Here is a 10,589-nt window from a genome sequence, read left to right as displayed (position 1 = left end):
GGGTCGCGAAGGGCGGCGCGAATCGCAGCTGCAGTCGCGGCCATCGCGTCGTCGCTCTCGTACTTCTGACGCGGCCAGAAGAAGCCGCGCAGGCCATCCTTGCGCCGTCGGGGCACCACGTGCACGTGCAGGTGGGGCACGCTCTGGCTGACCCGGTTGTTGACCGCGACGAAGGTGCCGTCGGCGCCCATGCCCGCCTCGACCGCGCGGGCCAAGCGTTGCGCGGAGGCGAACACCGGCTCGACCAGGTCGGCCGGCAGGTCGGCCAGGGTCTCGTAGTGGGCACGCGGCACCAGCAGGCAGTGGCCGGGGAAGACGGGCCGGGCGTCGAGGAATGCCATCGTCCGCTCCTCGTCGAGCACCGCGTGCGCCGCGATCTCTCCCGTGACGATCTGACAGAACACGCATCCGGGCACAGAGCTGCCACTCATCGCTCGGCGTGGTGCGCAGCACCCGGGTGCCCGCCGCCAAATGTCAGCCGAGACGCAACGCGCGCCGGTGGGGCAGGGGCCCCCACCGGCACGCGGCGGGCGTGGTGCGCAGCACCCGGGCGCCCGCCGCCAAATGTCAGCCGAGACGCAACGCGCGCCGGTGGGGCAGGGGCCCCCACCGGCACGCGGCGGGCGTGGTGCGCAGCACCCGGGCGCCCGCCGCCATGTGTCAGCCGAGACACAACGCGCGCCGGTGGGGCAGGGGCCCCCACCGGCACGCGGCGGGCGTGGTGCGCAGCACCCGGGTGCCCGCCGCCAAATGTCAGCCGAGACACAACGCGCGCCGGTGGGGCAGGGGACCCCACCGGCACGCGGCGGGCGTGGTGCGCAGCACCCGGGTGCCCGCCGCCATGTGTCAGTGGAGGTTGAAGCACCACTGCTGGGTGGCCGCGGCCCGGCGGCCCTGGGCCGCGGGCCAGAACACGATCGAGGCACAGTGCCGGCCCGGCTTGAGGTCGGCGAAGATGCTGCCCTTCTCGGGGCGCAACTCGATCTGGTAGAGCGACGGCTCGCGGTAGAGGTCGCTCTCGGGGATCTCGGCCCCGTCGAGGATCAGCGCCCCCTCGTAGCCCGCCTTGAGCACCGCGCCGATCTTGACCTGGCGCAGGTCGAGGTCGCCGGGCGTCGGGTAGATGCGGTCCACCCCCGGCTGGACGACCTCCTCCGGTTTCCGCGCCCCGGAGAAGCCGACCGCCAACCCGACGAGCGCGGCGGCCACGATCACGGAGATGATGATTCGTCGGACAGTGTCGCTCACGAGTGCACCGTCACCATTCTCCTCAGAACGGGCGGTTCCCCCAAGTCGGGACATCTGAACGGTAGCCTTCCGCCCGTGGCCCCCACCCGACTGGTGGACCAGATCGGCCGCGTGCTCGGTGGTCGCTACCGCCTGCTGGCCCCGATCGGCACCGGCGCGTCCGCCCACGTCTTCCTCGCGGAGGACGTGAGCCTGCGCCGGCGCGTGGCGGTCAAGGTCCTCCACCCCGCGCTCGCCGACGACGAGGGCTTCGTGCGCAGGTTCCAGGCCGAGGCACGGGCGTCGGCCGCGCTCAGCCACCCCAACGTGATGGCGGTGTTCGACTGGGGCGACGACGGTGAGACGCTCTACCTCGTGTGCGAGCACCTCGGGGGCGGCAGCCTCCGGGCCGTCCTCGACCGCGGCCACCGCCTCACGCCTTCGCAGGGCGTGCTCGTCGGGCTCCAGGCGGCACATGGCCTCGATTACGCGCACCGCCGCGGGCTCGTCCACCGCGACGTCAAGCCCGCCAACCTGCTGTTCGACGACGACGGCCGCCTGCGCATCGCCGATTTCGGGATCGCCCGGGCGCTGGCCGAGGCGGCCTGGACCGAGCCGGCGGGCGCCGTGCTCGGCACCGTGCGCTACGCATCGCCCGAGCAGGTGCGGGGCGCGTCGATCGACGGGCGGGCCGACGTCTACGCCCTCGCCGTCGTGCTCGTCGAGGCGGTCACCGGCGAGGTGCCGTTCGCGGCCGACACGACCATCGCCACGCTCATGGCCCGGCTGGAGACGCCGCTCGTCGCCCCCGAGTCGATGGGACCGTTGCAGGCGGTCGTCGAGCAGGCCGGACGGCCCGAGCCCGGCGTGCGGCCCGACGCGGCTGGGTTCGCGCGTGCCCTCGAGGCCGCCGCGCGCGAGCTGCCCGCGCCCCGTCCCCTGCCGCTCGCAGGCTCGGTGGTCGCCGACGAGACGCTGCAGGTCATCAGCCACGACCGCACCGCGGTCGGGCCGCTCGGCCCCACCCGCCCGCCCGCGGCCGCGCCTCCCGCCGAGCTGCCGCCCGGCGCGGTCGGGCCCGCCCGGCGCCGGCGCTGGCCGTGGGTCCTCCTCGCCCTGCTCGTGACCGCGCTGGCGGGTGTCGGCGGCGCCTACGCGTGGGTGCAGGCCAACGTCCCGACCCATCCGGTGCCCCGCGTCGAGAACCTCAGCGAGCAGCGGGCGGACGCCCGGCTGCGGCCGCTGCAGTTCAAGGTCCGCAAGCAGCGCAAGTTCGTCGACGGCACCACGCCCGGGCAGGTCACCGAGCAGGATCCCAACGCGGGCGCCTCGCGCAAGGAGGGGTCCACCGTCACCATCACGGTGTCGAGGGGACCGTCGCCGGTGCGCGTGCCCGGGCTCGCAGGCCTCGATCAGGGCGCGGCCACCGCTGCGCTGCAGGCCGCCGACCTGAAGGTGGGCACGGTGACGCCGAGGCCCGACGAGAACGCGACCAAGGGCCTCGTGCTCGACTGGTCGCCCCGGAAGAGCACGCTGCCGAAGGGCACGGCCGTGGACCTCACGGTGTCCTCCGGTCCCGCGCCGCGCCCGATCGGCGACCTCACTGGCACGACGTACGCCGACGCGTCCGCCGCGCTCAGCGCGCTCGGGCTCACGCCGGCCCGCGCCGATCAGTTCAGCAACACCGTGGCTGCCGGCAAGGTGATCGGCACGAACCCCTCCGCGGGGACGAACGTGGCGCGCGGCTCCACGGTCACCGTCATCGTGTCGAAAGGCCCCGACGTCGTGAAGGTTCCGTCGGTCGGCGGGCTCAGCGTGGATGCCGCGGTGGCCAAGATGCAGCAGGTCGGTCTCTCGGTCACCAATGTCTTCGGGCCGCCGAACCGAAAGGTGTTCACCACGCTCCCGGGCGCGGGCGCGACGGTGGCTCGCGGCTCAGGGGTCGATCTCTACACGGGCTAGTGTCTCCCGCCCATGGGAGCACTTGACGGACGCGTCGCCATCATCACCGGCTCCGGCCGTGGCATCGGTCGTGAGCACGCACTCCTCTTCGCCCAGGAAGGCGCCAAGGTCGTCATCAACGACCTCGGCGGCGCCATCGACGGGTCGGGCGACGACCGCACTGCGGCCGAGCAGGTCGTCGACGAGATCAAGGGGATGGGCGGCGAGGCCGTCGCCAACGCCGACGACGTGGCCGACTGGGAGGGAGGCCAGCGCCTGATCAACGCCGCGATCGAGGCGTTCGGTGACCTGCACGTGCTCGTGAACAACGCCGGCATCCTGCGCGACCGCGTGCTCGTGAACATGACCGAGCAGGAATGGGACGCGGTGATCCACGTCCACCTCAAGGGCCACTTCGTGCCGACGCGGTGGGCGGCGGCGTACTGGCGCGAGCGCACAAAGGCGGGCCAGCCGGTCAAGGCGGCGGTGATCAACACTTCGTCGACCTCGGGCCTGCTCGGCAATCCCGGGCAGACCAACTACGGCGCGGCCAAGGCGGGCATCGCCGCCTTCAGCGTGATCTCCGCGCTCGAGCTCGACCGCTACGGCGTGCGCGTCAACGCCATCGCCCCCGCGGCGCGCACCCGCATGACCGAGGCGACGCCGGGGCTGGGCGACATCGTGCAGCCGCCCGACGACCCGGCCAAGTTCGACATCTGGAACCCGGCCAACATCTCGCCCCTGGTCGCCTGGCTGGCCACCGAGGGCTGCCCCGCCTCCGGCAAGGTCTTCTTCGTCCAGGGGGGCAAGGTCCAGAACTTCCAGCCGTGGACGCTCACCGACTCCATCGACAAGGACGATCGCTGGACCGTGGCCGAGCTCCAGACCGAGATGAAGAAGCTGCTCGGGTAGCAGACCGCGCGCAGGCTAGTCTCATCGGGTCAATTCTCGTTTGTGCCTGACGGCCGTGCGACGGCTGCCGTTAGCGTGCGAATCTGGAAGGATAGGTTAGGAGGACGGAGGGCCGCCGTGGGAGGCGGTGCGACGGTGTTCCCCAGCCACCGTGTGCGCCGCCACCCCGACGGCCCTTCGTCGCGCTCGACTCCGGCTCCCCGCCCTGTGGCTCCGGGGCGCCGATTAGGTTGCCTCCGGTGGGTGAGTCGGGCGACCGGGGCGAGCGGATGCCCATCGAGGCGCCGGGAGCCGACGAGGTCGTCGTCGTCCCGTGGCCGCTGCTGTTCCGCGAGCGCGTCGTGCGCCGGATCAGGGACGGCGACAACGAGCGCTGGTGGGTGCTTTGGACGACCCTCGCCGGGCTCTTCTCAGTGGGCTTCACGATCACCATCCTCACCGTCTCGCTGCCCCGCATCGCGGCCGACCTCCACTCCGACACGGCCACCCTCACGTGGATCATCACCGGGCCGCTCCTCGCCTTCGGGGTGGTCGGGCCCGCGCTGGGCAAGGCCGGCGACATCTGGGGACAGAAGCGCGTCTATCTGCTCGGGCTGACCGGTGCCATCGTGTTCGCCGCGCTCACCGCGGTGGCCTGGAACGCGGCATCGCTGATCACCTTCCGGGTGTTCGGCGCAGCCGAGGGCGCCGCGACCGGCTCCGCCTCGATGGCCCTGATCATGCGGGCGTTCCCCGAAGGCGATCGGGTCAAGGCCATGGGCTTCTGGTCGCTGGTCGGCGCGGGCGCTCCCGTCCTCGGCGTGGTCGCGGGCGGGCCCATCGTGGAGCACGTGAGCTGGCGCGTCATCTTCGTGGCGCAGGTGCCGCTCACGCTCGCCGCGCTCGTGCTGGCCGCGATCGTCCTTCCCGAGACCGGCCAGGGTGAGCGCCAACCCCTCGACCTCTCCGGCGCGCTCGCCCTCGCCGCGGGTGTCACGTCGTTGCTCTTCGGGCTCAACCGCGGCCCGGTCTGGGGCTGGGACCACCCGGGTGTGGTGGCCGCGTTCGTCCTGTCGCCGCTGGCGATGACGGTCTTCGTCGCGATCGAGCGGCGGGCTCCCTTCCCCCTGATGCCCCTGGCGTGGTTCGCGCGCCGCAACTTCTCGGTGCCCATGGCGGTGCAGTTCTTCCTCAACTTCGCGTACATGGGCAGCTTCATCCTCACGCCCCTCTTCCTCGAGGAGGCGTTCGGCTACGGCGAGACGCGCATCGGCCTGCTCACCATCGCCCGACCGCTGTCGTTCTCCCTCAGCGCGCCGGCGGCGGGCTACCTCGCGGTGAGGCTCGGCGAGCGCACCGCGGCCGTGACGGGCGCGCTGTGCGTCTGCGCGTCGGCCGCGGCCTGGCAGGCCGTGCATCCCGGCAGCGCCGACGTCGCCGTGATGGTGGCACTCGCGCTGGCGGGCGTGGGCCTCGGCGTGGCGCTGCCCTCCATGGCCGCGAGCGTCGCCAACGCGGTGGAGGACGACCACCTCGGCATCGCGGGCGCGACGCAGCAGCTCATCACCCAGATGGGCATCGTGGCCGGCATCCAGATCGCCCAGACCGTGCAGGCCGCACGCGAGCGCGAGGCGGGCCTCGTGGCGTCGTACCACGAGGCGTACCTGCTCGCCGGCCTGGTCGCCGCCCTCGGCCTGGTCGCGGCCGTGTTCGTGCGGCGTACGCCGCGGGGGGACGGCGCGCCGGCGCCGGCGAGCGACGCGGTGGAGGCGTTCGCTACCGGGTGAGCACTGCTACCGGGTGAGCACCGTCACTCGGTCAGCACCGTCACTCGGTCAGCACCGTCACTCGGTGATGTCCTGGATGCGCTGCTGGATCTCGGCCGCGACCGGATCGGGGGTCGTCTGCTGCATGGCCATGAGCTTGCTCATGTCACCCTGCACCTTGACCTTGCCCGCCATGAACGCCTGCATCCCGGCCTGCGGGTTGCCCTCGACGAAGATCGCCTTGGCCGTCGCGTAGTCGAGCGTCACGGTGAGGTCGACCTCGTCGAGGTGCCCCTCCTCCATGACCAGCTCGCCGGAGGTGGTGTCCATGTGCGACTGCAGCGTGCCCTCGCCGAACGGAACCTCGGTGATGACCTGGTTCATGCGCACCTGATGGGCGATGGGGGGTGTCCTGTCCTTGTACTCCTCCCGCACCTTACGGGCCTCGTCCATCCACTCCTGGCTCAAGAACGGGTGCTTCGCCACGTCGACTTCCTCCGATGTGCGGGTGTTTCGGGGCACGGTAGCCTCAGGCGATGCCAGCCGGCACACGCACCGAGCGGGTGGGCTCGCACGAGCGCAACCCGAAGTGGAAGCTGCCCGCGTTGCGCATCGAGATGTCGGAGTGCATCAACTGCGACACCTGCCTGCGTCACTGTCCCCCGCAGTTCGGGGCCATCTTCAATCACGGCCTCGACGTCATCATCGTCCCCGAGCTCTGCTCGGGCTGTGGCAAGTGCCTCCCCGTCTGCCCGGTCGACTGCATCTACGAGGACCCCGTGCCCGCTCCCACGCCTGACGACTGGTGGGAGCTGCCCCTGAGCCGAGAGGACCCCTACGTATGAGACAGGAGTTCCACAATGAGTGAATCCGCGGTCCTTCCGGGTGCCGAGCCGTTCTCTGCGGCGGGAGGGCCCCATGGCGCGCTCGTCGTCCACGGCTTCACCGGCTGCCCGCAGTCGATGCGCGGCCTGGCCCGGGCGTTCGGGGCCGCCGGTTTCGCGGTCGAGCTGCCGTTGCTCCCGGGTCACGGCACGACGATCGACGACATGCAGGCGACCACGTGGGCCGACTGGTCGAGTTGCGCCGAGGTCGCGTACAACGAGCTGGCGAGCCGTTGCGAGAAGGTCGTGGTCGCAGGGTTGTCGATGGGCGGGACGCTGGCGGTGTGGTTGGCCGCGCACCATCCCGAGATCGCGGGCGTGGTCGCGGTCAACGCCGCCATCGACCCACCCGCGGAGTCGTTCCGCCAGATGATGCGCCAGCTGCTCGCCGACGGCCACACGACGATGCCCGCGGTGGGCAACGACGTCGCCGACCCGGCCGGGCACGAGCTCGCCTACGACGCCACGCCACTCGCGCCGTTGCTCTCGCTCTGCGAGGCCGGCGACGGGCTGTACCCGAAGCTGGGCGACATCCACTGCCCGGTCATCATCATGAACAGCCCGCAGGACCACGTGGTGCCCCCGGTTTCGAGCGACATCCTGGCGAGCCGGGTCTCGGGTCCCGTGGAACGGGTCACCCTCGAGCGCAGCTACCACGTCGCCACCCTCGACTACGACAAGGACGAGATCGAGGCGCGCGCCGTCGACTTCGCCCTCAAGGTCACGTCGTTCTGAGCATGGGCGGACGCATCACGCGCGACGACGTCGCCCACGTTGCCCGTCTCGCCCGGCTGAGGCTCACCGACGACGAGCTCGAGCGATTCACCGAGCAGCTGGGTGCGATCCTCGACCACGCGGCTGACGTGGCCGCCCTCGACACGACCGACGTGCCGCCCACCGCGCACCCGCTCCCGTTGCGCAACGTGCTGCGCGACGACGTCGTCGTCGCGCCGCTCGACCGCGACGAGGTGCTGGCGCAGGCCCCTGCGGTCGAGGACGGCCGCATCCGGGTCCCGCGCATCATCAGCGAGGCGCCTTGACGGGCGCGTCCGAGATCGCCGGCGAGGTCCGCTCCGGGTCGCGTCGGGCGCGCGACGTGGTCGAGGAGCACCTGGCGCGCATCGCGGGGCGCGAGAGCGAGCTGCACGCCTTCCTCACCGTGATGGGCGACGAGGCACGGGCGGCAGCCGACGCGGTCGACCGGGTGGTCGCGAGCGGCGGCGATCCCGGCCCCCTTGCCGGGGTTCCGGTCGCGCTCAAGGACAACATGTGCACGCGTGGCGTGCCCACGACCTGCGCCTCGCGCATCCTCGAAGGGTGGCGTCCGCCGTACGACGCGACCGTCGTCACCCGTCTACGCGCCGCAGGGGCGATCGTCATCGGCAAGACGAACCTCGACGAGTTCGCCATGGGTTCGTCCACCGAGAACTCCGCGTTCGGTCCGACGCGTAACCCCCACGACCGCACGCGGGTGCCGGGCGGGTCGAGCGGAGGATCGGCCGCCGCGGTGGCCGCCGGCCTCGTGCCGGTCGGCCTGGGCTCCGACACGGGCGGCTCCATCCGCCAGCCCGCCGCCCTCTGCGGCGTGGTCGGGGTGAAGCCGACCTACGGCGCGGTGTCGCGCTACGGGCTCATCGCCTTCGCGTCGTCGCTCGACCAGATCGGGCCGCTCGCGTCGTCGGTCGGCGACGCCGCCGCGCTCCTCGAGGCGATCGGCGGCCACGACCCACTCGACTCCACCTCGATCGACGCGCCGGCACCCCAGGTGACGGGAGGGCTGAACGACGGCGTCGAGGGCTTGCGCGTCGGCATCGTGCGCGAGCTGATGCACGAGATCGACGCCGATGTGGTCGCGCGGGTCGAGATCGCGGCACGCGCGCTCGAGAAGGAGGGCGCGTCGGTCGATGAGGTCTCGGTGCCCGCCGCCGTCCACGGGTTGTCCGCGTACTACCTCATCGCCCCGGCCGAGGCATCGAGCAACCTGGCCCGCTACGACGGCGTGCGCTACGGCCTCCGCGTCGACGGCGAGGACATCACCGAGATGTACAACGAGACGCGCGCCGAGGGCTTCGGGCCCGAGGTCAAGCGCCGCATCATGCTCGGCACGTACGCGCTCTCCGCCGGTTACTACGACGCCTACTACGGCCAGGCCCAGCGGGTGCGCACGCTCATCATCCGCGACTTCGACGCCGCCTACGCCGACTACGACCTCCTGCTCGCTCCGACCGCGCCCACGACAGCCTTCGCGTTGGGAGCGAAGACAGACAATCCACTGACGATGTACCTGAGCGACGTGTGCACGATCCCGTCCAACCTCGCCGGCCACCCGGCGATCTCCGTGCCGTACGGCACGGGCGACGACGGCCTTCCCGTCGGCGTGCAGCTGCTGGCGCCGGCGCTGGGCGAGCCGGTCATGTTCCGCGCTGCCGCAGCTCTCGAGCGGAGCCTGACGTGACGACGATCGCCACCGCGTGGGAGACGGTCGTGGGGCTCGAGGTGCACACCGAGCTACGGACCCTGACCAAGCTGTTCTGCGGGTGCCGCAACGAGTTCGGATCGGAGCCGAACACGAATGTGTGCGCGACCTGCATGGGCCTGCCCGGGTCGCTCCCCGTGCTGAACCGTTACGCCGTCGAGCTGGCAATCCGTATCGGGTCTGCGTTGCGATGCTCGGTGGTGCCGTCGATCTTCCACCGCAAGAACTACTTCTATCCCGACATGCCGAAGGACTACCAGATCAGCCAGTACGACCAACCGATCAACGTCGACGGCTCGCTCGAGCTGCCCGACGGCACCCACGTCGGCATCGTGCGCGCCCACATCGAGGAGGACACGGGCAAGACCACCCACGCCGGCGCGACCGGGCGCATCCACGGTGCCGACCACTCGCTCGTCGACTACAACCGGGCGGGCGTGCCCCTCGTCGAGATCGTGAGCGCCCCCGACATCCGCTCGGCCGAGCAGGCCAAGACCTACGTCAGCGAGCTGCGCGCCATCCTCGTGGCGACCGGCGCGTCGGACGGCAAGATGGAGGAGGGCTCGCTGCGCATCGACGCCAACGTGTCGGTGCGGCGGGCGGGTTCGTCGGAGCTCGGCACCCGTTGCGAGATCAAGAACATGAACTCGCTGCGATCGCTCGTACGCGCCATCGACCACGAGGCCGCCCGCCAGATCGCCCTCGTCGAGTCCGGCGAGAGGGTCGTGCAGGAGACGCGTCATTGGGACGAGGGTGAAGGTCGCACGCATTCGATGCGCTCCAAGGAGGAGGCGTACGACTACCGCTACTTCCCCGAGCCCGACCTGGTGCCCCTCGAGCCGACCGACGAGTGGATCTCGGACGTCGTCGCCTCGCTGCCGGCGCTGCCGGCGGCGCGCCGGGCCGCGCTCGCGGGCGTCGCCGGCGTGAGGCCCGCCGACGTCGCCGTCGCCGTGCAGAAGGAGCTCGACGGGCTCCTGCTCGCCACCATCGAGGCGGGCGCGGACCCGCGCGTCGCCCTCACCCACGCCGAGCACAACGTCGACATCGCGCAACCGCTCGACCCCGTCACGTTCGCGCGCGTGGTGACGATGCAGGTCGAGGGCGCGCTCACCGCGACCCAGGCCAAGGTCGTCCTGGCCGAGGTGCAGGCCACGGGTGCGGCTCCCGACGACATCGCCAAGGCGCGCGGCTTCGAGTCGATGGACGACGACGCGCTCGCGAGCGTCGTCGACGAGGTCATCGCCGCCAATCCCGACGCATGGGCGAAGTTCGTGGCCGGCGACGCCAAGGTCACCGGGTTCTTCGTGGGCCAGGTGATGAGAGCCACGCAGAACAAGGCCGACGGCGGCGCGGTCACCGCGCTCCTACGTCTGCGGGCGGCGGAGTAGGTCCCGCGGCGAC

Annotated in this window: 10 protein-coding genes; 8 read left to right on the top strand and 2 right to left on the bottom strand. The window is 71.7% G+C overall.

The window, feature by feature from the left end:
• A partial coding sequence (locus tag E6G06_08875) for an HIT family protein (protein TML91906.1) occupies positions 1–416 on the bottom strand: 416 nt, incomplete at its 3' end.
• 55 nt (positions 417–471) lie between these two features.
• On the opposite strand from E6G06_08875, the gene E6G06_08870 reads away from it, so the two are divergent.
• From E6G06_08870 to E6G06_08860, 3 genes are all read left to right on the top strand, one after another.
• Positions 472–3,189, top strand: coding sequence for a PASTA domain-containing protein (locus E6G06_08870; protein TML91899.1), 2,718 nt, complete (start codon positions 472–474; stop codon positions 3,187–3,189).
• A 12-nt stretch (positions 3,190–3,201) separates the two neighbouring features.
• Complete coding sequence (locus E6G06_08865; GenBank protein TML91898.1) at positions 3,202–4,080, top strand: SDR family NAD(P)-dependent oxidoreductase; 879 nt, start codon at positions 3,202–3,204, stop codon at positions 4,078–4,080.
• Between the two features lie 239 nt (positions 4,081–4,319).
• Positions 4,320–5,846, top strand: a complete 1,527-nt coding sequence (locus E6G06_08860; GenBank protein TML91897.1) for a multidrug efflux MFS transporter — start codon at positions 4,320–4,322, stop codon at positions 5,844–5,846.
• A gap of 57 nt (positions 5,847–5,903) precedes the next feature.
• Here the strand turns inward: E6G06_08860 and E6G06_08855 are convergent, their stop codons facing one another.
• On the bottom strand, positions 5,904–6,311 hold the full coding sequence (locus E6G06_08855; protein TML91896.1) for an SCP2 sterol-binding domain-containing protein: 408 nt from the start codon (positions 6,309–6,311) through the stop codon (positions 5,904–5,906).
• Between the two features lie 50 nt (positions 6,312–6,361).
• Here E6G06_08855 and E6G06_08850 point away from each other — a divergent pair, with 50 nt between their 5' ends.
• The 5 genes from E6G06_08850 to gatB are packed head-to-tail and all read left to right on the top strand — an operon-like array spanning position 6,362 to position 10,576.
• The gene (locus E6G06_08850; protein TML91895.1) at positions 6,362–6,670 is read left to right on the top strand and encodes a 4Fe-4S ferredoxin; all 309 of its coding nucleotides are present in this window, start codon (positions 6,362–6,364) and stop codon (positions 6,668–6,670) included.
• Positions 6,671–6,685: 15 nt separating this feature from the next.
• Positions 6,686–7,444, top strand: coding sequence for an alpha/beta fold hydrolase (locus tag E6G06_08845; protein TML91894.1), 759 nt, complete (start codon positions 6,686–6,688; stop codon positions 7,442–7,444).
• A 2-nt stretch (positions 7,445–7,446) separates the two neighbouring features.
• On the top strand, positions 7,447–7,749 hold the full coding sequence (gene gatC, locus E6G06_08840; GenBank protein TML91893.1) for an Asp-tRNA(Asn)/Glu-tRNA(Gln) amidotransferase subunit GatC: 303 nt from the start codon (positions 7,447–7,449) through the stop codon (positions 7,747–7,749).
• A complete protein-coding gene (gatA, locus tag E6G06_08835; GenBank protein ID TML91892.1) occupies positions 7,746–9,164 on the top strand; it encodes an Asp-tRNA(Asn)/Glu-tRNA(Gln) amidotransferase subunit GatA in 1,419 nt (472 codons plus the stop codon). The genes gatC and gatA overlap by 4 nt, the downstream gene beginning before the upstream one ends.
• Positions 9,161–10,576 (top strand): Asp-tRNA(Asn)/Glu-tRNA(Gln) amidotransferase subunit GatB, encoded by a 1,416-nt coding sequence (gene gatB, locus E6G06_08830; protein ID TML91891.1) that lies wholly within the window; start codon positions 9,161–9,163, stop codon positions 10,574–10,576. Before gatA ends, gatB begins: the two co-directional genes overlap by 4 nt.
• Positions 10,577–10,589: the final 13 nt, after the last annotated feature.

Source organism: Actinomycetota bacterium, from assembly GCA_005888325.1.
Classification (GTDB): Bacteria; Actinomycetota; Acidimicrobiia; order Acidimicrobiales; family AC-14; genus AC-14.
The sequence above is the reverse complement of the archived record's forward strand: the minus strand, read 5'-3'. Positions and strand labels throughout refer to the sequence as shown.

Excerpts from the sequence above, each read along its gene's own strand:
- E6G06_08870 (TML91899.1), top strand. The coding sequence starts at position 472 with ATGTCAGCCGAGACGCAACGCGCGCCGGTGGGGCAGGGGCCCCCACCG.
- E6G06_08865 (TML91898.1), top strand. The coding sequence starts at position 3,202 with ATGGGAGCACTTGACGGACGCGTCGCCATCATCACCGGCTCCGGCCGT.
- E6G06_08850 (TML91895.1), top strand. The coding sequence starts at position 6,362 with ATGCCAGCCGGCACACGCACCGAGCGGGTGGGCTCGCACGAGCGCAAC.
- E6G06_08845 (TML91894.1), top strand. The coding sequence starts at position 6,686 with ATGAGTGAATCCGCGGTCCTTCCGGGTGCCGAGCCGTTCTCTGCGGCG.
- gatC (TML91893.1), top strand. The coding sequence starts at position 7,447 with ATGGGCGGACGCATCACGCGCGACGACGTCGCCCACGTTGCCCGTCTC.